The sequence below is a fragment of the Floridaenema fluviatile BLCC-F154 genome, assembly GCF_041929135.1.
Classification (GTDB): domain Bacteria; phylum Cyanobacteriota; class Cyanobacteriia; order Cyanobacteriales; family Aerosakkonemataceae; genus Floridanema; species Floridanema fluviatile.
Genome location: NZ_JBHFNS010000073.1, coordinates 30,873 through 52,585, shown reverse-complemented (window position 1 = coordinate 52,585; position 21,713 = coordinate 30,873). Strand labels below are relative to the sequence as shown.

Genomic DNA, 21,713 nt, shown 5'->3' with positions numbered 1-21,713 from the left:
ATCACTAAACCCTTCTGTTCGTTTTTTGTCGATGTTTTTTCAATTTTGAGGGATGTTAAATGTTAAGTGAATTGTGGTCATTTCGGGGAAGATATCGCATCTTGCACTTGACTTGGTTTGCCTTCTTTCTTTCTTTTGTGGTGTGGTTTAACTTTGCTCCTTTCGCCACAGCAGTTCAAGAATCTTTAGGTTTAAGTGTAGGTCAAATCAAAACTTTAGCGATTTGTAACGTAGCTTTGACAGTGCCAGCCCGAATTATTATCGGTATGGTATTAGATAAATATGGGCCGAGAATTACTTACTCTTTGTTGCTAATGTATGCAGCAATTCCCTGTTTAATGTTTGCCTTTGCTCAAGACTTCAATAGTTTAGTAATTAGCCGTTTATTACTAAGTATTGTTGGTGCAGGTTTTGTGATTGGAATTCGCATGGTAGCGGAATGGTTTCCTCCGAAAGAAATCGGTTTAGCTGAAGGAATTTATGGCGGTTGGGGAAACTTTGGTTCAGCAGCAGCGGCTTTTACTTTACCTTCAATTGCTACAGTTACTTCGGTAATGGCGGCAGGTCAAATTAACTGGAGATTTGCGATCGCACTAACCGGAATCATCGCTGCTGTTTACGGCGCAATTTACTACTTCAACGTTCAAGATACTCCCACTGGCAAAGTTTATCAGCGTCCGAAAAAACATGGCGGTATTGAAGTTACCACTAAAAAAGATTTCTGGTTTTTGATGGTAATGAATATTCCTCTCAGTGGGATTCTTGCTGTTCTCGCTTGGCGCTTAAACATAGTCGGTTTCTTCAACGAAACTCAACTCTACATTACTTGGTTTCTCCTATTTTGTTTGTACGCTTTCCAATCCTACAAATGCTGGGTTGTTAATAAAGAATTAGTTGCAGGTACAAAACGCTATCCCGCAGAAGATCGTTACGAATTTTCCCAAGTTGCCTTGTTAGAACTGACTTATTTTGTTAACTTCGGTTCGGAATTAGCAGTAGTTTCAATGCTACCTACATTCTTTGAAAATACCTTTACTTTAGATAAAGTAATGGCTGGCGCGATCGCCGCTTCTTATGCTTTCATGAACTTAGCAGCACGTCCGGGTGGTGGCTTAATTTCCGACAAACTTGGTAGCCGCAAATTAACTATGACTGTACTCACAGGCTGCATGGGAATTAGTTATCTATTATTCGGTGGAGTTAATGGTACTTGGTGGTTGCCATTTGCCATCTTGTTAGTAATGCTTTGTTCATTCTTTGTGCAAGCAGGAGAAGGTTCTACATTTGCGATCGTTCCCTTAGTAAAACGGCGCGTTACAGGACAAATTGCCGGAAACGTTGGTGCTTATGGAAACGTTGGTGCAGTTGCTTATTTAACTCTCTTCAGCTTGTTACCTGAAGGACAAGTAGGAAACACAATTTTCTTCCAAACATTGGGTGTTGGTTCGTTAATTGTTACCTTTATGTGTTGGTTTTTTCTCAAAGAACCCAAAGGTTCCTTCTCTGCACATCATGAAGGTGAAGCAGCAGAAACCGAAATGCAAAAACCTAGTCTTCCTCCCACATTAGCTTACGAACAAGAACCAAGGGAATAATATCGATTACCTAAATGATTGATACAAATAAAGTAGGGGCGGGTTTAGCCAAAAGCCTGGAATACCCAGCCATCAGATTAAAATCAAAACCCGCCCTTTCCCAAGCATTTGTAGCAAACATTTGGTAATCGATATAAATCACCTATAAAACTATCTATGGCAGAGGATACAAGGAGACAAGAAAAATCTCTAGGGGCGGGTTTTGCCTTCATATTGTCTGTGAGTTGCAAAAGTTTTCTACTAAACCCGCCCCTACAAATCAAAACTTTTCCTTAGTCACTAAAAATATTAACGATAAGGTTTAGATGAATTTATGACTGACTCCAAAAAAACACTTTGTCCATATTGCGGTGTAGGTTGTGGTTTAGAAGTTTCGCCTCCAGCGCAACCAGGAAAACCTGTAAATAGAGACAGTCAAGGATATCCAAGTTGGAAGGTACAAGGCGATCGCAACCACCCTTCAAGTCAAGGCATGGTATGTGTAAAAGGTGCAACAATTGCCGAATCTTTAAACAAAGATCGCCTACTTTATCCCATGATGCGAGAAACTTTAGATCAACCTTTTCGTCGGGTAACTTGGGATGAAGCACTGGACGCGATCGTTAACAGAATTCAAACTGTTCGTTACACTCAAGGTGCAGATTCTATCTGTATGTATGGTTCTGGACAATTCCAAACCGAAGATTATTATGTAGCTCAAAAACTCATCAAAGGTTGTCTCGGTACTAACAACTTTGATGCTAATTCTCGCCTTTGTATGTCCTCCGCAGTATCGGGATATATTCAAAGTTTTGGCGCAGATGGCCCACCCTGTTGTTATGATGATTTAGAATTAACCAATTGTGCTTTTTTAATTGGCACAAATACCGCAGAATGTCACCCAATTGTATTTAACAGATTGCGGAAATATCATAAAAAAAATAGCGGCAAAGTGAAAATGATTGTCGTCGATCCGCGTCGCACAACTACAGCAGAAGCGGCAGATTTACACTTAGCCATTAAACCCGGAACTGATATAGATTTAATGAATGGAATTGCCTATTTATTGTTACGTTGGGGTTACATTGACCACCAATTTATCGATGAATGTACGGCAAATTTCCCCGCTTATGCAGAAGTAATTAGCCAATATCCTCCCGATTATGTTGCTAAAAAATGCGGCATTGAATTGGCAGATTTAGAAACCGCTGCCCGTTATTGGGGACAATCAAAAAGCGTTTTGTCGATGTGGTCAATGGGGATTAATCAATCTTCCGAAGGAACTGCCAAAGTTCAAACGATTAATAACTTGCATTTGATGACCGGACAAATCGGAAAACCAGGGGCAGGGCCTTTTTCTTTGACTGGTCAACCTAATGCAATGGGAGGTAGAGAAGCTGGCGGTTTGTGTCATATTCTCCCAGGTTATCGCATGGTGAAAAATCCTCAGCATCGCGCTGAAATCGAGGAACTTTGGGGTTTACCAACTGGAAGAATTGCCGCTAAACCTGGTCTTTCTGTTTGGGAAATGATCGAAGGTTTAGAAACAGGAAAAGTGGGATTTTTGTGGGTTGCGGCAACAAATCCAGCGGTGAGTATGCCGGATTTAGAAAGGACGAAAAAGGCTTTGTTGCGATCGCCCTTCACCGTCTATCAAGATGCCTATTACCCAACAGAAACCGCTGCTTATGCCCATGTTTTATTACCCGCTGCCCAGTGGAGTGAAAAAACAGGAACCATGACCAATTCCGAACGGCGAGTTACACTTTGTTCGGCATTTCGCGATCGCCCAGGAGAAACCAAAGCCGACTGGGAAATCTTTGCCGAAGTTGGCAGACTTTTAGGTTTCACCGAACAATTTAAATTTACAAATTCCGCCGAAGTTTACGCCGAATTTGTTCGATTAACCAAAAATCGACCCTGCGACATGACAGGGTTAAGTCACGAAAAATTAAACACCCAAGGCCCGCAACAATGGCCCTGTCCCGCTGATGGCAATCTCGTAGAAGGCGCACCCGCCCGACTCTACACTGACAACCGTTTCCACACCCCCGACGGACGCGCCCGCTTTGCAGCATACCACTCCCGCGGACTAGCAGAACCACCAGACCCAGACTATCCCTTCGTCTTAACCGTAGGCAGACTGTACGGACATTGGCACACCCAAACCCGCACCGGAAGGATAGAGAAAATTACCCAGATGCACCCCCACCCCTTCATCGAAATTCATCCCCGCGATGCCGCAAAATTAAGCATTCAAGAGGAAGAACTAGTAGAAGTACGCAGTCGGCGCGGATTTGCCCGTTTCCCTGCAAAAATCACCAAAAACATCTCCCCTGGCACAGTTTTCGTCCCCATGCACTGGGGCGCACTTTGGGCAAAAGACGCAGAAGCCAACGTTTTAACCCATCCCGAAGCTTGTCCAGTTTCCTTAGAACCGGAACTCAAAGCTTGTGCCGTACAATTGGCAAAAGTTACAGCAGATAATCTTTCTGCTGATACTTTACTGATATCCCCAAAATCTAGTATGCTCTCTGCATCACCTTCTGTGTGAAGTAAACATAAAAAATGGGATTTTTCAGGGACTTATCCAGACAAGCAAAACGTATGACTAGTGATGAGGAGTTTCTAGGTTTTATTAAAGTTATAGAAAGCCTAGTCTCCAAAATCCTTTCTTTGGCAATGGTGGCGGTTATTTTAATTTCAGTTGTAGACTTAATTATTTCTTTAGGTCAAGACTTATTTTTACACCAACCAGTAGGTTTTTTTACGACAACTATTATTAAAATATTTGGCTTTTTTCTGAACATTTTAATTGCTTTAGAGCTACTAGAAAATATCACCGCTTACCTAAAAAATCATGCTGTTCAAGTTGAACTAGTTATTATCACTTCTTTAATTGCTGTTGCCAGGAAAATTATTATTTTAGATTTAAAGGAAGTAACTGGTTTACAACTAATTGGGTTGGCGATCGCTATTTTAGCTTTATCAATTAGTTTCTTAATTGTTCGCTTTATGAACAAGAGGACTCATAATGGACACTAAATTCTTTCAATTTGAGTCAGATTTTGTTAATAGCTTGCGCTGTATTCCTATGGTGGTTAGGTACAAGTTGGACACTTGCGGAGTCAAGTTAAAATTATCCCATTGGAATTATTTTAATTTAGCGGAAAGAGAAGCACTGGTAGACTTACCCTGTAGCACCCCAAATGAAATAAAAACCTATCGCGAATTTCTCCAAGAATTAGTAACTAAGCAAACTGGATCGCCTGCTTCCGAATTACCAACTGAAGAACATCCAGCTTGGATGGATGACAAAATTATTCCTGCTGATGTATTAGGAAAAGCTCAAGAAGAACGAGTAAATATTACCGTTGAACAATGGGCAAATTTATCGCCTTTGCAGCGTTTTGCTTTAATTAAACTTAGTCGTCCCAGTCATGAAAATAATAACTTTTTGCCAGCAATCAGAGAGTTTGAATTGGCGTAGGGACTGGGATTTTTTATGTATCAAGCATTTTGCAAATCGATCGGGTTATTGAAAAACCTTGTAGAGACGTTATATATAATGTCTCTACAGGGTTTTTCAATTTCTTTCAAGCAGCTAATTCGTTAACTCCTAACTTTTTAAACATTGCTTCTCGCGCCTGCATTGCTAATCCATCATCTAATTTTTTCAGATCAACAGTTGTTTGATATTTCTGTTGTAAAGCTGTTCTAATCAACCAATCAGCTAAAAAGGGATTTTTCGGTAAAACTGGGCCGTGAGAATAGGTAGCGATCGCATTATGATAAAATGCGCCTTCCATCCCATCTTCACCATTATTTCCGTAACCGCTGATGACTTTTCCTAACGCTTCTACTTTACCTAAATAAGTTCTTCCGCCATGATTTTCAAAACCAATAATTACAGGTGTTTTACCTAACATTGCTTTTAATTCTTCAGCTAATTTCGATGCAGTAATTTCAAAAACTACGTTACCAATACAGCGTTTTGCTTCGATTCCGGGATGCTTACTCACAAAGTCAAATAATCCTAAACCTTCAATTCTTTGACCTAATGCAGGTTCATAATAATGACCTAATAATTGAGGTGCGCCACAGGTAAAAACTCCCGGTGTTCCAGCTTCGATTTTTTCCCTTAATGCTGTAGCTTTTGCGCCTTTTAAATCGCGCATTACAATTTCTTGTTGTCTGTCTTGTGCGCCGCCACCAACTAACAAATCAACTTGATGAATTTCTGTTACTGAGGCTTGCAAATCTAGAGGAATTATTTGTACATTGAATCCTTGCCATTGGGCACGTTGTTGAATGCAGATGACGTTTCCGCGATCGCCATAAGTACTCATCAATGTCGGATAAAGCCAGCCAATTTTTAATTCCATTTCTTGATTGTTCATTGCGAATTTAATGGGGTTAAAACTAAACTACCTCTGGCGGGAAATTTGCCGTTTGCAGGTTGTTCAAATCGCCAGTGTTGCACAAACTGGTTTAAGAAATTCTGCCCTAAAATTCCGTCAACTGCAAGCATTTTTAACACGGAAGTATTTAAAACTACTGCTTCTAAATTATTTAATTGGTAATTTTGCATTTTAACTTGGTTAAGTGTCAAAGCTTTTGCAGGTTCTAAACCGCAAAAACCCTGTACGCTGATATCTTGCATTTTACTAGGATCGACAGCTAATTTATCCGCCACTTGCTGCGAAATAAAAATACTTTCTGCACCTGTATCAATTAAAAAAGTAAAAGGCCCTTTCCCGTTAATTTCTACTTCTGCTAACATAACTCCTAGTTTACCTTGCAGGGGAATAGCGTTTTTTTTGTCTGTTGTAGGTAACTGGGAAGGCGACAAAAGTTTTAATTCTTGTTTTTGGGGATTTACTATTAAGTCGAACTGACTAAAAAAGTCCATTCCCAAAACTCCGGTTAATTCATCAGGAATTATGGCTTTTGACAATTCTAAAACCATTAAATCATTTATTTGGGCAGTTTCGGCTTTTATACTTGGTAAACGATGCAAAGTAGCATCCATATTTAAACAGTCATTTCCCGCAACTGCAAATTGTAATCTTTCTCCGGGAATGGCAGTTCCTTTTAAATTTAATTCCCTGCTTAGTTGACTTGCAATCATCGAAGTTGCTGCACCAGTATCTACTAAATATCTCCCTGATTTTCCCTCTAATTCTAAATCAATTGTCCAAACTAATCCGCCTTCTAGTAAACGCATTGGTAAAGTCGCTTCGCCGGAAACTTTTGGCGGTGATAGTTCCATGTTTTGCAAGCGAACGATCGCTTTTAGCCGCAATAGTTGAGGAAATGCGATCGCTCTCCCCTGACTCAAACTAATATTATTTAATCTAGGAGTTTTTGCCGATCCCGAAAGATTTTCAATTAAACCACAGATGAAACACAGATGAACACAGATGAACACAGATGAAACTAAAGATAACTTTGATTTCCTCATAATTCTATCCTCTTTTCTCCCTACGTTCTCTGCGTCTCTGCGGTTAAAAAAAACTAAGAACAAGTAGTCAAAGGAGTACCACATTGATCGTCAGCTGCTAACCAACCTTGGACTTTTTGATAACCAACAAACGCCCATTTACCTTGACAACCTAACAAAGTTACTTGCGTACTAGAAGGAATAGTTCCTACTTCCTTTCTACCTCTATCCGGTCTAGAATAAACCGAAACTTTCTTTTTATCATAACCGCGAGTACTAGTACCTAATTTAGAAGCATAAACCCATCCTTTCCCCTGAAAAACGGTTTTACCTTCAGCATTTTCAGCTTTGTTAATTAATACCCAATTTCCTTGGGAAGCAACAATATCAACTAACACCGCATCTGTATTTGTGGGCAATTTTGTTAAAATTTCCCCACTAGTACTTGGCTTAGCCCGAACATTCAAACCTTGGGGATCTTTGTCAATTACATAAGCGTAAATTTGACAAGTTTTTTGATTAGGTGATACCTGTTTTTCCAATCCTATAGGTGCAGCTTGGGCAATTAAAAATAGGTTGGGATTTTGCCAACCGACGACAACACCTAATAATAGATTAGCTAACAATGCGACTTTCATAAACTACTCTGGAAAAGTTAAAGGATTTGTTTACCTGTGAGCAATCCGCGGACTTCTAACATTGCCGAATAGGTTGGTAAAATGTGTAAAGTTTCCCCTATTGGCGTGTGTTCTAATGCAGTTGCGATCGCTTCCGACAAATCCTCCTTGACGATCAATTTACAGCCATTGTTCCCGTTAGTTTGGCTATACTTAATCCGTAACGCCATATCATAAACTCGATCGCCACTAACCACAATATTTCCCCCCGAAGCTACCAACTTTTCCGTGTCTACATCCCAAATCCAAGAAACATCAGTACCGTCGGGAATTCTGTCATTTAAAACCATCAAAGTAGTAGCTGCACCCCCAGCTTTTTTAATTTCATTCACCGTGCGAATTGTTTCATTCATTCCCACCGGATTTTTCGCTAACAAAATCCGCACTTTCTTACCCGAAATTTCTAATTCTTCCGCCCGTCCAAAAGCCGCTTCAAAGGTTTTAATTGTCTCTAAAATTACGCTTTCTGCAACGCCGATTTGTTGTGCTAATAAAATAGCCGCTAGAGTATTATATTTATTGTAAAGACCGATGAGAATTTGCGGCCATTTGCGACTATCAATGTTAACTTGGCTCTTTTTAAATCCACAATTCCGACAATCAAAATCACCCAAATGGGAAAGATAAACCCCTTGATAATTTAAAGACTCACCGCAACTTGGACAGTAAATTGAGTCTACAGCGTGCGGAATTTCATCTAAATAATATTGCGGTTCGCTTAAGCCAAAAAATAGAACTTTTTGCTGTAACTTTTGCCCTAAATGAGATAAAGTTGGATCGTCAGCGTTCGCAATAATTACTGTATCTGCGGGGAGAGGTGCGATCGCTTTCGACCAACGCTGACTAATTGTATCAACTTCACCGTATCTATCCAACTGATCTCGAAACAAATTCAAACATAAAATAAACTTCGGTTGAATCTTCGGTAAAACCTTGGGAATTACATTTTCATCAACTTCTAAAATCGCGTAATCTGCCTTTAACTTACCGAACAAATTAGTTCTTTCAATTAACGCCGTCGCTAAACCATTTTCTAAATTCGCGCCAGCTTCATTATGTACAACTCGCCAACCTTGATTTTCTAACATTTTTCGCAGCAACCGCGAAGTTGTAGTTTTCCCATTCGTCCCCGCAATCATAATTACGCCATACTTCACTTGGCGACTTAACAAAGATAAAATCTTCGGTTGAATCTTACTTGCAATTTCACCAGGTAAAACACTTGCTGCGCCTAGTTTTAGCGATCGAATTATATAAGTAATTGTATTTGCAGCTGAAACTGCCACACTCAGTCGCAGTCTATCCACTAATTTACTTTTCACTACCCCATCCTTGCCAACGACTGAAGTCATTACTACAAACCTACAAACTCAGTTGGGATTATATCGTTTCTTTTGCAATTTGCTACAAATGATTGTCCCGCAAAAATCAGAAGTGACACCGCCTTTTTAATTGACGGTATCACTTCTTAAGCAATTCTTGAATTTAGTACACCAAATCCACTCCTAATTACCAGAGACCGCGAATTGGTGGCGGTGGCGGTGGTGGTGGCGGCGGCGGTGGTGGCGGCGGCGGTGGTGGTGGCGGCGGCGGCGGTGGCGGCGGCGGTGGCGGCGGCGGCGGTGGCGGCGGCGGCGGCGGTGTTACCGCAATCGGTGGTCTATACAATCTCACCTCGAAACCGCAATCTAATCTTGTAGCTTCCACCAGCGTTCCCGGTCGCAATGGCAGGACGGCGGCATCCACCAAATCCAGCCTGACATCTTCAAATTGACCGTCTTCCGCTTTAATTGTGGCTATATCGCCGACAATACTGACGATTCTGCCAATCAGCTTTTCGCCTGTTTCTAATTTCAGACGACTGTCGGTTTTCCCTTGTTGGGATTCACAAAAACTTCGTTGTTTCGTACTTGGTGGTTCAGCAGCGATCGCTGGATGCACTGCCAGCAGGGTCAGCAATAGCAATGCCCCCCTACTTACCAATGCGTTCACTTTCCTCACATCCATTTCAACCTCACTTGGAGACGAATTTGCTACAGACAGAACTCTTTTGCTTGGTTCTTGGTAGCTACCCGGAGCATATCTACTAAAAATTCACCAGTTGCCAGAGGTAGTTGCTTTTTTGGGAACTTTATTATATAGACACTGGTCGCGGATAGACAGGTAATAATACCTGGCTTTTTTTGCGCTATTTAGAACCGCAGAAAGCCCATCTACAGCAAATAGCACTTCTTGACACTCCCACTGCTACATCGCAAGCAATTAGCGTGGGATTCCTGATTCATCGAGCGATGCTTTTTAATGTCAAAATTAACGAGTCTTACTCACTCTTCACAGGCTTAAAATCCGGTATGCCCTACCGTACTGCTCGCGTCTTTGGCTTTGAACTTGTCCTTTGCACCTGGTTTTTCGCGCTCAGACTCTATTCTTTGACCAATTGAATCCTAACATGAATTACTCCAGAATGTTTCCAGATGGTCGGTTTATTTGTCAAGAGCAATTCATCTGGTTACTAACCTTAATACTTCCGGTACGCCACGCGAACAGGTATACCGGAAGTCAAGAGAGCTTGATTTAACATAGCGGATCTTTGACTAAAAAAGCATGAATAGGAAATTAAAATACTATAAGATCTAACCGACAAGCTGGTATATGTCTGAAGTCTCGTTATATCGTTTGCTAGGAATCACAAATGAAAGGAATGGTGAGAGGAGAAGCATTAACTAAGAGCTTCCTGCTAATCTGCTTTAGTGCAGCATTTTTAACATTCTGGACTCAACAGCAGGCTACAGCCTCTATCTCTAGGAATAAGCAGGTAGAACTTACTAAAAGTCAGCCAATGCCTCTAGGTCACATAGTACCCATTACTCCATTACCAACTCAAAGTCCCGGGACTGTGCAACCACCGCCTGTTAGTCCAGTTGAAGATACTTGGTTGAAGATTAAGTTAAAAGAACGTCGGGTTTATGTTTACCGGGGGAATAAGGTAAAGACTAGTTTTCAAATTGCGATCGGCAAACCTGGCTGGGAAACTCCCAAGGGTAAATTCAAAGTCATACAAATGGTCAAAGATCCTGCTTGGCAACATCCTTGGAATGGAAAAATTTTTCCTCCTGGGCCAACTAATCCTTTAGGTGTTAGATGGATTGGTTTTTGGACTGATGGTAAAAACACCATTGGTTTTCATGGTACTCCTAATGAACGAGTCATGGGTCAAGCCGTTTCCCACGGTTGCGTCAGAATGCGAAATCGCGATGTCGTAGCGTTATTTGAATTGGTGAAAGTAGGCACAACAGTAGTAGTAGAGTAGTAAAACATTAGTGTATCTACGGATAAATTGCCGAAATTTAAACCAAAATCTTGCTAATTTATAGCTCTTGTCCGGTAATAAAAAATTGTTCATCTCCTTTCCCTGTACTATTAAAGTGCGGGGTTTGTTTATCTAACTCTTTGCTTTCTACCTTTTAACTACATAAATGTTGTTTATTTAGAAATATTGCTAATCTCAGTCGTCATTTATTAAATCGCAACTTAACTCAATATATATTATTTTATCGAAAATCATTGGGAAATTTACCGATAGAAAATTTACAAATATTAAATAATGCTGTTTAAATAGGCACAAATGAAAGTAATTATGCAAAACTAAAGTCAGAAGCAATAAAGATAGTTATGTAATTAAGAACAGGAGCGACAGCCAGCATACAGTCTCAAGTTCACAATGATAAAAGACCAGTTAGATAGCTAAAAGCCCGTCTTTTCTTCAAGAATTGATTAACAAAAAGGAAAGAAAAGATTAAGCTAAACAAACTTGACTTGTTGAAGTGTTAAGAGCTTAAAAAAAGCTTTGGGCATCAAAAGATACTAGTGCAGCATGGTAGAAATAAGCATACAGTTGAAAACAAGTGAAACAGCTTTAGATAAAATACTTGTTTCCTTCTTTCTTCTGCCTGCTGTCTTCTGACCTGTGCTTTCTTGCACTAGCGCGAAACCGTAAGGAAATAAACTATGCAGTCTACAACAACAAAGAACCCACAAAAAGCCACGAAAGAACATCCCAGTGGAGATAAGCGTTTCAAGGCATTGGATATTACGATGAAACGTAATCAATATCGTCAAGATGCCTTAATAGAAGTACTACATAAAGCACAAGAATCATTTGGTTATTTAGAAGAAGATGTATTAGTCTATATTGCCAGAGGATTGAAGTTACCTTTAAGCCGTGTCTATGGTGTCGCCACATTTTATCATCTGTTTTCTTTAAAACCGAGTGGTGCTCATAGTTGTGTAGTTTGCTTAGGTACTGCTTGTTATGTAAAAGGTAGTGGACAAGTCTTAGAAGCACTGGAACAAAAAACTGGAATTCATCAAGGGGAAACTACTCCAGATGGACAAATGTCGCTAATGTCAGCACGTTGTATTGGTGCTTGCGGTATTGCACCAGCAGTAGTTTTTGATGGCACAGTAGCGGGTAAAGTTACGCCAGAAGAAGCCCTAGAAAAAATCAAAGGCTGGGGAGTTAATCAGGGGTAATTGCTAATTAATCCCAGGGAAAGTTACCAATTACCAAATAGTATTGACGAATTAGTGATTTAACGACTATGGACATCACAGAATTGCATGAAATTGCGGAAAAAGAACGTGCTAGCCAGAAAGAAATTCGCGTTCATTGCTGCACTTCTACAGGTTGTCGGGCTGCCAATTCTATGGGAGTGAAAAAGAATTTGGAAGCGGCAGTTAAAGAGCAGGGAATGAGCGATCGCGTGCAAGTTGTCGGCGTTGGTTGCATGGGTTTTTGTGGCAATGGCCCATTAGTAGAAATTGACTCCCAAGAAAAACTTTATGAACAAGTTACACCTAACGATGCTGGGAGTATTATTAGTGCTTTAAATGGTGGTGTAGCTACTGCGGCGGAAGGAGATTTAAATCATCCATTTTTTGCCCGTCAAGTAAGAATTGTTCGGGAAACTAGCGGCAAAATTGATCCCGAAAAAATCGAAGAATATATTGCTGCTGGTGGCTATCAATCACTCTACAAAGTAATTCATGATTTTACACCTCAACAAGTAATAGAGGAAATTTCTAACAGCGGTTTGCGGGGTCGAGGTGGCGCAGGTTATCCCACAGGTTTGAAATGGGCAACTGTGGCGAAAATGCCTCCCGGTCAAAAGTTTGTAGTTTGCAATGGTGATGAAGGCGATCCCGGCGCATTTATGGATCGATCGGTCTTAGAAAGCGATCCCCATCGAGTTTTGGAAGGAATGGCGATCGCCGCTTATGCGATCGGAGCAAATGAAGGTTACATTTACGTTCGCGCCGAGTATCCTTTAGCCATTGAAAGATTAGAAACTGCCATCAAACAAGCGAAGAGATACGGAGTTTTAGGCAGTCAAATCTTTGAATCAAATTTTGATTTTAAAGTGAACATTCGCATCGGTGCAGGTGCATTTGTTTGCGGGGAAGAAACAGCTTTAATTGCTTCCATTGAAGGCGGTAGAGGTAATCCTCGTCCTCGTCCCCCTTACCCAGCACAATCGGGAATTTGGGGTAATCCCACCTTAATTAATAACGTGGAAACCTTCGCAAATATTGCTGTAATTATCCGCGAAGGTGCAGAATGGTACGCTGGTATTGGCACGGAAAAAAGCAAAGGCACCAAGATTTTTGCTCTGACTGGAAAAGTGCAAAATAACGGTTTAATTGAAGTGCCAATGGGCATTACTTTGCGCGAAATTGTCGAAGAAATGGGCGGCGGAATTCCAGGTGGCAAAGTGAAAGCTGTACAAACAGGTGGCCCTTCTGGTGGTTGTATTCCGGCTTCTTTGTTGGATACTTCTGTTGATTATGAATCACTGGCTAAAGTCGGATCGATGATGGGTTCTGGCGGGATGGTGGTGATGGATCAAGATACAAGTATGGTGGAAGTTGCCCGATTTTATATGGAATTTTGTCGGGGCGAAACTTGTGGAAAATGTATTCCTTGCCGTGCTGGTACGGTGCAGATGTATCAAGCTTTAAATAAGATTTTGCACGGGGAAGCGACGGAGATCGATTTGGTGAAGTTGGAAGAACTTTGCGAGATGGTTAAGTTTACTAGTTTGTGCGGTTTAGGTCAGTCGGCACCTAATCCAGTTTTGAGCACTTTGCGTTATTTCCGTGATGAATATTTGGCTTTGTTAAAGCCGGGAGTTCTTAATGGCAAGGTTGCTGTTCATGGTTAGGAATTTGAATAATTTGAACCGCTAAAGACGCAGAGGACGCAGAGAAGAGAATGGAGGTTTTATGCCTGTTAAGACGTTAAAAATTGATGGTAAGGAAATAGCGATCGAAGAGGGCGCAACGTTATTACAAGCAGCGAAGGAAGCAGGGATCAGAATTCCGACTTTGTGCCATTTGGATGGAATTACTGATATCGGTGCTTGTCGGTTATGTTTGGTGGAAATGACAGGAACTAATCGCCTTTTACCTGCTTGTGTAACCGAAGTTGCTGAAGGAATGGATGTGCAAACAGACACTCCGAAGCTGAAGGAATATCGCCGAATGATTATCGAAATGTTGTTTGCTGAAGGTAATCATGTTTGTGCGGTTTGTGTGGCGAATGGGAATTGTGAATTGCAAAATTTGGCAATAGAAATGGGGATGGATCATTCCCGTTTTCCTTATCGTTTCCCGGAACGCGATGTGGATGTTTCTCATAATAAGTTTGGCATCGATCATAACCGCTGTGTGTTATGTACTAGATGCGTGAGAGTTTGCGATGAAATTGAAGGTGCTCACGTTTGGGATGTGGGTTTTCGTGGCGCTGCTGCTAAGGTGATTACTGGTTTAAATCAACCTTGGGGCACGGTGGATGCTTGCACTAGTTGCGGTAAATGTGTGGAAGCTTGTCCGACTGGGGCGATCTTCCGTAAGGGCGCAACTGTGGCAGAAATGGATCGCGATCGCAGCAAGTTAGATTTCATCGTTACCGCACGGGAGCAAAAACAATGGACAAGATAAGATTCGCTACAGTTTGGTTGGCTGGTTGTTCGGGTTGCCACATGTCTTTTCTCGACTTAGATGAATGGTTAATTGATTTAGCCGAAAAAGTCGATGTGGTTTACAGTCCTGTGGGTTCTGATATTAAAGAATATCCCGAAAATGTGGATGTTTGTTTTGTGGAAGGTGGAATTGCTAATGAGGATAATTTGGAATTAATTCTCAAAGTGAGAGAGAGAACTAAATTTTTAGTTTCTTTCGGTGATTGTGCTGTTACGGCTAATGTTCCAGCGATGCGAAATATGATTAAAGGGACCGATCCAGTGTTAAGACGCTGTTATTTGGAATTGGGAGATACCACTCCTCAATTGCCAAAATTCCCTGGTATTGTCCCGGAATTACTTGATAAAGTGCGTCCGGTACATGAGGTAATTCAAGTTGATATGTTCTTGCCCGGATGTCCACCTTCTGCATCAAGAATTCAAGCTGCATTAGAGCCACTTTTGAAAGGAGAAAAACCTGTAATGGAAGGGCGAGAAATGCTCAAATTTGGTTAATTATCATTGGTCATTGGTTCGGAAGTTAAAGATAACAAATGACTCATGACTAAGTTCACTGATAGTAAAAGTTAAAAATAAGGTTTTTATGAGTAGGAAAAACTACAAAAATCACCTGTTTTGGCAAGGGCTAATTACTCTCCTGCTACTTTTACTTATCAGTGGCATCATTAGCCAATTTTGGGGAAACACTTCCTTAGCTTCTCTAAGTACACAGTCGGCTACAGTTATTAGTGTTGTAGATGGTGATACCCTAAATGTAAAAATGGAGCAATGCAGATTACCAATAAACAACAATTCTCAACAATGTAGAATTAGACTTGCCTGCATTGATACGCCAGAAAGGGGACAAAATCCATTCTATGAACAAGCAAAAGACCGACTTAGACAATTACTGCCTCGCGGAACAAATATTATCGTAAAAGATACAAATACAACGGCAGGAAATCGCATAGTTGCTGAAGTATTAAAGGGCAGAAATTCTGTAAATATTCAAATGGTAAGAGAAGGTAAAGCTGTCGCTTATTGCAAACATCTCAATATTTGTTCTGGTTCTCGCAATGATTTATTAAGTGCAGAAGCAGCAGCAAGAAAAGCAGGTTTAGGAGTGTGGAATAACCAACAACCTTGGACACAAAGTAGAGAAAACCACCCCTGTCGTAGTTAAGCAATTTGATCACCGATTCAAGAGGATTTTATGTCCAAAACAGTAGTTATCGATCCGGTTACACGCATTGAAGGTCACGCTAAAATTTCGATTTTTTTAGATGATGCTGGCGAAGTAGATGATGCCCGATTTCATGTGGTAGAATTTCGCGGTTTTGAGAAGTTCTGCGAAGGTCGCCCAATGGCTGAAATGGCAGGAATTACCGCGAGAATTTGTGGGATTTGTCCGGTAAGTCACTTGTTAGCTTCGGCAAAAACTGGCGACAAAATTTTATCTGTAAAAATTCCCCCAGCAGCAGATAAATTGCGTCGAATGATGAATTTAGCGCAAATTACTCAGTCTCATGCTTTGAGTTTTTTCCATCTTAGTAGCCCGGATTTCTTGTTAGGATGGGATAGCGATCCCGCAACTAGAAATGTGTTTGGTTTAATTGCCGCTGATGCAGAATTAGCTAGAAAAGGTATTCGTTTGCGTCAGTTTGGACAACAAATTATTGAGATTTTGGGGGCGAGGAAAATTCACGCTGCTTGGGCGGTTCCTGGTGGTGTGCGATCGCCTCTTTCCGAAGAAGGAAGAACGTGGATTCGCGATCGCTTACCCGAATCTCGCAGCACCATAGAAATGGCTTTAAATCTGTTTAAAGGGATGCTAGATAATCTCACTACAGAGGTTCAAGCTTTCGGGAATTTCCCATCTTTATATATGGGTTTAGTTGGCAAAAATGGTGAGTGGGAACATTACGACGGACACTTACGTTTTGTCGATAGTGAAGGCAATATTGTTGCTGACGGACTGAGTGAAGATAATTACCAAGACTTCATTGGTGAAGCAGTGGAAACTTGGTCTTACCTGAAATTTCCTTATTACAAACCTTTAGGTTATCCTGATGGAATGTATCGGGTTGGACCATTAGCAAGACTGAATGTTTGTCATAATATTGGTACGCCAGCAGCAGATAAAGAATTGCAGGAATTTCGCGATCGCGCAGGTGGAAAAGCAGCAAATTCTTCCTTCTTCTATCACTATGCCAGATTAGTGGAAATTATGGCTGCGATCGACAAAATTGAACAACTTGTAGAAGATCCCGACGTAGTTTCCAGTCGAGTTCGCGCCGATGCAGGTGTTAATAATTTAGAAGCAGTTGGTGTTAGCGAAGCACCAAGAGGCACATTATTCCATCATTATCAGGTAGATGAAAACGGCTTAATTCAAAAAGTTAACCTAATCATTGCTACCGGACAAAATAATTTAGCAATGAACAAAACCGTCGCCCAAATTGCTAAACATTACATTCACGGCAACGAAATTCCCGAAGGAATGTTAAACCGTGTCGAAGCCGGAATTCGCGCCTTTGATCCCTGCTTAAGTTGTTCCACTCACGCAGTTGGACAAATGCCATTGCATATCGAATTAATTGCCGCAAATGGCACTGTTGTTAACGAAGTTTATCGTCAATAAATATAAATTAAGGCGATGTCAAACTTTTCCAATTAGTTTAGGAAAAGGAGAGGAAAATGAACACACAAAATCCTTGGCATAAAAGCTTTGTAGTTCTCGGCATTACCACTTTGATTTTAGGCGTTGCCACCTATCAAGTTAAAGGTGCTAAGGTGTTTCAAAATCAGCAAACTGAGACAATTTCACAAGCAACTACTGTCAAAGATGGTGTTTTTATTCATGTCAGTCATGGCACAGATAATCCTCAGCGATTGTTGATGGCGCTGACTATGGCTGATAAGATGTCTGAAGATAAAGACGTTTTAATCTACTTCGATATTAAAGGTGTCGAAGCAGTGGTAAACAATTCTCAAGACATCACATTCCGTGATTTTCCTTCCTCAAAAACACTCCTGAAAAAATTGGCAGATAAAGGAGTAAAATTGCAGGTTTGTCCAACTTGTTTAAAAGCAGCTGGAAAAACGCCTACTGATTTGATGTCTGGTGCAAATATAGCAAATAAAGCCAATTTCTTTAACTTTACTCAGGGACGCATCATCACACTTGATTATTGAATAGCGACACCTGAATTAGCTATAGATCGGACATTTGACTTAACTTAGGTGGGGGGGGTGGAAATTTTCCACTCTCCACTAAATCAATAACTAATGAAGCATAAAAAATGACCAATGGAAAAAGAGAATTTATATTTATGTATGGGTTCGGCTTGTCATCAATTAGGAGTTTATGAAGTCTTACCCAAACTCCAAAGTATGATTACCGAATATCATTTGGAAGACAAGGTAGAGTTAAAAGGTTCTTTCTGCTTGGAAACTTGTAGTGATGGCATTGTCATGAAATTCCGAGAAAAGGTATTTATCAAGATTAGTCCAGATAACATTGAGCAAAAATTCCTTGAAGAAATTTTGCCAAATATAGCTTAAATGGGAGGAGATAATGTGTTGAAAAGAAGTGAAAAGTCTCTTTGGGAACTTCTCTGGGAATATGACCCAAACGGCTTAATTGTGATCGATCAATCAATGCAAATTACGCTGGTTAATCCCGCATTTGGTCGAATGTTTCAAGTAGACCGAGAGGAAATCATTGGTCAACCAGCAACAGTAGTTCTCAATGATGTGAAAAATTTTAAAAAAGCCTGGGAAAAAAAACAGGTAATTCGAGTTCCAGAAGTAGAATACTCGGAACTTGATATGTATGTAAAAGAGGTGATTTTTCCGATTCCAGATGAAGATTTGATCGCCTGTATCATGGTGGATATTACCCATGAAATCCATCGAGAAAAAGAAATGATGAAGCTAAAAAGTGAGACATTAGCTAAAGTAAATGAAGTGGTAGATAATCAAATGAAAGTAGTCCAACAAATCGCCGGATTACTAGGAGAAACTACGGCAGAAACCAAGGTTAGTCTATTTAAAATTGTCAAAATGCTAGAACGGGAGATTTCGGAAGATGGATAATTTTCTGGATATTTGCGAGCTCAGTTTGAATAAAAAGGGGGAGGAACTTTGCGGCGATAAAGTTAAATTTCGCAGGACTGGAACTAAGACGACAATTGTTTTATCTGACGGTTTAGGAAGTGGCGTAAAAGCAAATATTCTCGCGACTCTCACAGCAGAAATCTTGATCACGATGTTGAATGCCGATTTGCCACTTGAGGAGGTGATTAAAACTGTAATCGGTACTTTACCTATCTGTCAGGTGAGAAAAATTGCTTACGCTACTTTTACAGTAATTCAAATCGACCACGAAACTAACAGGTTTAAAGTAATTAATTTCGACAATCCTGCTATTTTCTATTTAAAGCAAGGAAAGTTAGTTCAATTAGAATCTAAAAAAGAACAAATTTTAGATAAGAAAATTACCTTTTGTGAGGGTGATTTGGAAAGAGGTGATTTTTTGGGCGCTGTTAGTGATGGGGTACTTTACGCTGGATTGGGAGAAACTCTAAATTTTGGTTGGGGTTGGGAAAGTATTTCTAAATATATTGAAGATTTGTTTGTTAGGCAAGCAAATACAGCCCGAAATATTGTTCATCATGTAATTAGCGAAACTCATTCTCTTTACCGAGGTAAAATGGGGGATGATGCTACCTTTGTTGGGTTATACTTTCGCAAAAGAAATCCTTTGATGGTGTTTACTGGCCCACCTTTGGAAACAAGTAAAGATAAAATTTATGTGGATAGATTATTAAATTTTGATGGGCGAAAGGTAATTTGTGGCGGGACGACTGGTAATATTGTGGCTAAATTTCTCGGTGAAACTATTGAAATGGATATTGCGACAATGCGAAAGGATCTGCCGCCAATTGGTAAATTGAAAGAGATAGATTTAGTGACTGAAGGAATATTAACTATTTCTAAGGCGATCGAACTCTTAAGAAATAGCAACTGTGACTCTTCCAGATTGCCAATAGATAGCAATGGCGCAGTAATGTTAGCTAGAGAAATCTTAGATGCTGATTCTATTTTGTTTTTAGTGGGGCAGAAAATTAACGATTTTTATCAAAATCCCCTGTTACCCAAAAATATTTCGATTCGCCGTAACTTGGTAGAAGAATTAGTAAAATTGTTGCAAGCAAAACAAAAGGAAGTTACCTTAGAGTACTGTTAAAATACCCAGTAGTAATTTTTGGCATCAGCTATGAATTGTAATCTTTCTGCAACATTACAAACTTTAAACAGGTCTTTCATTGTCATTGGTTACGGCAATGATTTACGCGGTGATGATGGTATTGGTCCTCGCGTTGCTAAGGAAGTAGAAACTTGGGGTGTGCCAAATGTAAAATCTTTAGCTTTACATCAATTAACTCCAGAAATTGCTGAGACAATTAAAGATGTTTATGGTGTAATTTTTGTCGATGCTTGTAAATTACCTGATGTTAAGGAAGTGCAAGTATTAACAGTAGAACCAGAAGAAATGGGGAAAACTATGACCCATCATATCGATCCTCGATCGCTTCTCGCCCTTTCCCAAAATCTTTACAACCATCATCCTCATGCTTGGTGTATCAACGTCCCAGCAGTTAATTTTGAAATGGGAGAAACCCTTTCTTCAGTTGCCGAACAAGGAGTTTCTGAAGCTTTAGAAGAAATCGATTTTATCCTCCGTCAACAAACTCACCATCACGAAAGTTAACTTCTACAAATCTTCCCTGCTTCAGGTAGATTTCAGAGGAGTAAATACGAAGTTTGTTTGTTAAAAATGCTTTGGCGATCGCAATAGAACAAGCCGATCGCCAATCAACTGGAACAAAATCGGAATTATTTTTTAAAAAAATCTTGGGTTTTTAAATGTTTTTTCTTTTCCCAGATCGGGAAAAATAGTGTTGTATTTCCGAATAGGAAAGTTGCATTCTCACAGCGGTAGTTGTAGGAGATTCGGAAACTGACAATGATGCTCAATACTTAGGGAAAACTAGCATACAGGTTTTTCAAATCACTACCGAAAATCTCTGCCATCTAGCAGCTGATATGGTAGCCAAGGCGATTACAAAAATTTACCTTCTAGGTATCCAATTGTTAATTATTGAAAACGTCGGTAATTTAGTTTGCCCTGCGGATTATGATCTAAATAGTTGTTATAAAAAACACATCGTTCATCAATTTAGTACTAACGTTTTGAGCCATTAGTCTTTGACAAATAACTCCTATTTCAGGAATAATTACTAATGGCGATCGATCAGAATTAGAGGTAGACAAATGTTAAAAGCATCAGAAATTATGACCAAAGAAGTTGTCACGATTCGTGGTTCAGCGACAGCGGCGGAAGCAGTAAAATTGATGCGGGAAAAAGGGTTGCACACTCTGATTGTAGAGCGTCGCCACGACCAAGATGCTTACGGCATAGTCACAGACAGCGACATTGTTTACAAAGTAGCAGCTTTTGGTCTAGACCCGAAAAAAGTGCGTGTTTATGAAATTATGACCAAACCTTGCGTTGTGGTCAATCCTGACCTGGGTGCAGAATATGTAGCTCGGTTATTTGCTAATACTAACATTCGCATTGCACCAGTAATTAAAGATAAATTGTTGGGCATAATTTCCATTTCCGATATTCTCTGTAAAGGCGACTTTGTAGAACGTCCGAAACAAAGTTTCCTCGAACAAGAAATTCAAAAAGCAGTTGAAAATGCCCGCGCTATTTGTGCCGAAAAAGGCGCAAATTCCAGAGAATGTGCTGTTGCTTGGGATGTGGTTGAAGAACTTGAAGCTGAAGCAGCCCACCAACGCGCCAGAAAACTGGAAGAAACAGCTTTTGAAAAGTATTGCAGGGAATTTCCAGATGCTCAAGAAGCTCGGATATATGATGTTTAGCAACTATCAGTAATCGAGCCGGACATTTTAGTGAAAGAAGGTAACA

At 40.3% G+C, this 21,713-nt stretch carries 23 protein-coding genes; 18 read left to right on the top strand and 5 right to left on the bottom strand.

Going from position 1 to position 21,713, the window contains the following annotated elements; translation table 11 throughout:
• The first annotated feature begins 59 nt into the window (after nt 1-59).
• The 4 genes from ACE1B6_RS19405 (at nt 60) to ACE1B6_RS19390 (ending at nt 5,064) form a co-directional block, all read left to right on the top strand.
• Entirely contained in the window at nt 60-1,595 is a 1,536-nt protein-coding gene (locus ACE1B6_RS19405) for an MFS transporter (RefSeq protein WP_413258903.1), read from the top strand.
• Between the two features lie 313 nt (nt 1,596-1,908).
• On the top strand, nt 1,909-4,128 hold the full coding sequence (locus ACE1B6_RS19400; protein WP_413258902.1) for a molybdopterin oxidoreductase family protein: 2,220 nt from the start codon (nt 1,909-1,911) through the stop codon (nt 4,126-4,128).
• A 14-nt stretch (nt 4,129-4,142) separates the two neighbouring features.
• Nucleotides 4,143-4,619 (top strand): phosphate-starvation-inducible PsiE family protein, encoded by a 477-nt coding sequence (locus tag ACE1B6_RS19395; protein ID WP_413258901.1) that lies wholly within the window; start codon nt 4,143-4,145, stop codon nt 4,617-4,619.
• Nucleotides 4,609-5,064: a nitrate reductase associated protein gene (locus tag ACE1B6_RS19390; RefSeq protein ID WP_413258900.1), complete on the top strand. Its 456-nt coding sequence runs from the start codon at nt 4,609-4,611 to the stop codon at nt 5,062-5,064. Before ACE1B6_RS19395 ends, ACE1B6_RS19390 begins: the two co-directional genes overlap by 11 nt.
• A 106-nt stretch (nt 5,065-5,170) precedes the next feature.
• On the opposite strand, the gene ACE1B6_RS19385 is transcribed toward ACE1B6_RS19390, so the two are convergent.
• The 5 genes from ACE1B6_RS19385 to ACE1B6_RS19365 form a co-directional block, all read right to left on the bottom strand.
• Nucleotides 5,171-5,974, bottom strand: coding sequence for a type 1 glutamine amidotransferase (locus ACE1B6_RS19385; protein WP_413258899.1), 804 nt, complete (start codon nt 5,972-5,974; stop codon nt 5,171-5,173).
• Nucleotides 5,971-7,038, bottom strand: a complete 1,068-nt coding sequence (locus ACE1B6_RS19380) for a retroviral-like aspartic protease family protein (protein WP_413258898.1) — start codon at nt 7,036-7,038, stop codon at nt 5,971-5,973. The genes ACE1B6_RS19385 and ACE1B6_RS19380 overlap by 4 nt, the downstream gene beginning before the upstream one ends.
• Before the next feature lie 53 nt (nt 7,039-7,091).
• On the bottom strand, nt 7,092-7,655 hold the full coding sequence (locus ACE1B6_RS19375) for an SH3 domain-containing protein (RefSeq protein WP_413258897.1): 564 nt from the start codon (nt 7,653-7,655) through the stop codon (nt 7,092-7,094).
• Between the two features lie 17 nt (nt 7,656-7,672).
• Nucleotides 7,673-9,046, bottom strand: a complete 1,374-nt coding sequence (locus ACE1B6_RS19370) for a MurT ligase domain-containing protein (protein WP_413258896.1) — start codon at nt 9,044-9,046, stop codon at nt 7,673-7,675.
• A gap of 157 nt (nt 9,047-9,203) precedes the next feature.
• On the bottom strand, nt 9,204-9,686 hold the full coding sequence (locus ACE1B6_RS19365) for a hypothetical protein (protein ID WP_413258895.1): 483 nt from the start codon (nt 9,684-9,686) through the stop codon (nt 9,204-9,206).
• Between the two features lie 700 nt (nt 9,687-10,386).
• On the opposite strand from ACE1B6_RS19365, the gene ACE1B6_RS19360 reads away from it, so the two are divergent.
• From ACE1B6_RS19360 to ACE1B6_RS19295, 14 genes are all read left to right on the top strand, one after another.
• A complete protein-coding gene (locus ACE1B6_RS19360; RefSeq protein WP_413258894.1) occupies nt 10,387-11,004 on the top strand; it encodes a L,D-transpeptidase in 618 nt (205 codons plus the stop codon).
• Nucleotides 11,005-11,702: 698 nt separating this feature from the next.
• Nucleotides 11,703-12,227: a bidirectional hydrogenase complex protein HoxE gene (hoxE, locus tag ACE1B6_RS19355; protein ID WP_413258893.1), complete on the top strand. Its 525-nt coding sequence runs from the start codon at nt 11,703-11,705 to the stop codon at nt 12,225-12,227.
• Nucleotides 12,228-12,295: 68 nt separating this feature from the next.
• Nucleotides 12,296-13,915 carry a NuoF family protein gene (locus ACE1B6_RS19350; protein WP_413258892.1) on the top strand — a complete coding sequence of 540 codons (1,620 nt, stop codon included), beginning with the start codon at nt 12,296-12,298 and terminating at the stop codon, nt 13,913-13,915.
• A 61-nt stretch (nt 13,916-13,976) separates the two neighbouring features.
• Nucleotides 13,977-14,693: a bidirectional hydrogenase complex protein HoxU gene (gene hoxU / locus ACE1B6_RS19345; RefSeq protein WP_413258891.1), complete on the top strand. Its 717-nt coding sequence runs from the start codon at nt 13,977-13,979 to the stop codon at nt 14,691-14,693.
• Nucleotides 14,681-15,229 (top strand): NADH-quinone oxidoreductase subunit B family protein, encoded by a 549-nt coding sequence (locus tag ACE1B6_RS19340; protein ID WP_413258890.1) that lies wholly within the window; start codon nt 14,681-14,683, stop codon nt 15,227-15,229. Before hoxU ends, ACE1B6_RS19340 begins: the two co-directional genes overlap by 13 nt.
• Before the next feature lie 88 nt (nt 15,230-15,317).
• Nucleotides 15,318-15,896: a thermonuclease family protein gene (locus ACE1B6_RS19335; protein WP_413258889.1), complete on the top strand. Its 579-nt coding sequence runs from the start codon at nt 15,318-15,320 to the stop codon at nt 15,894-15,896.
• 30 nt (nt 15,897-15,926) lie between these two features.
• Nucleotides 15,927-17,354, top strand: coding sequence for a Ni/Fe hydrogenase subunit alpha (locus ACE1B6_RS19330; RefSeq protein WP_413258888.1), 1,428 nt, complete (start codon nt 15,927-15,929; stop codon nt 17,352-17,354).
• 56 nt (nt 17,355-17,410) lie between these two features.
• Nucleotides 17,411-17,908 carry a DsrE family protein gene (locus tag ACE1B6_RS19325; protein WP_413258887.1) on the top strand — a complete coding sequence of 166 codons (498 nt, stop codon included), beginning with the start codon at nt 17,411-17,413 and terminating at the stop codon, nt 17,906-17,908.
• Between the two features lie 114 nt (nt 17,909-18,022).
• Complete coding sequence (locus ACE1B6_RS19320; RefSeq protein WP_413258886.1) at nt 18,023-18,277, top strand: (2Fe-2S) ferredoxin domain-containing protein; 255 nt, start codon at nt 18,023-18,025, stop codon at nt 18,275-18,277.
• Between the two features lie 15 nt (nt 18,278-18,292).
• On the top strand, nt 18,293-18,811 hold the full coding sequence (locus ACE1B6_RS19315) for a PAS domain-containing protein (protein WP_413258885.1): 519 nt from the start codon (nt 18,293-18,295) through the stop codon (nt 18,809-18,811).
• On the top strand, nt 18,804-19,964 hold the full coding sequence (locus ACE1B6_RS19310) for a SpoIIE family protein phosphatase (RefSeq protein WP_459563062.1): 1,161 nt from the start codon (nt 18,804-18,806) through the stop codon (nt 19,962-19,964). Before ACE1B6_RS19315 ends, ACE1B6_RS19310 begins: the two co-directional genes overlap by 8 nt.
• Nucleotides 19,965-19,994: 30 nt before the next feature.
• Nucleotides 19,995-20,489 carry a hydrogenase maturation protease gene (locus tag ACE1B6_RS19305; RefSeq protein WP_413258883.1) on the top strand — a complete coding sequence of 165 codons (495 nt, stop codon included), beginning with the start codon at nt 19,995-19,997 and terminating at the stop codon, nt 20,487-20,489.
• Between the two features lie 215 nt (nt 20,490-20,704).
• Complete coding sequence (locus ACE1B6_RS19300) at nt 20,705-20,983, top strand: GTP-binding protein (protein ID WP_413259002.1); 279 nt, start codon at nt 20,705-20,707, stop codon at nt 20,981-20,983.
• 69 nt (nt 20,984-21,052) lie between these two features.
• Nucleotides 21,053-21,667 (top strand): CP12 domain-containing protein, encoded by a 615-nt coding sequence (locus ACE1B6_RS19295; protein WP_413258882.1) that lies wholly within the window; start codon nt 21,053-21,055, stop codon nt 21,665-21,667.
• Nucleotides 21,668-21,713: the final 46 nt, after the last annotated feature.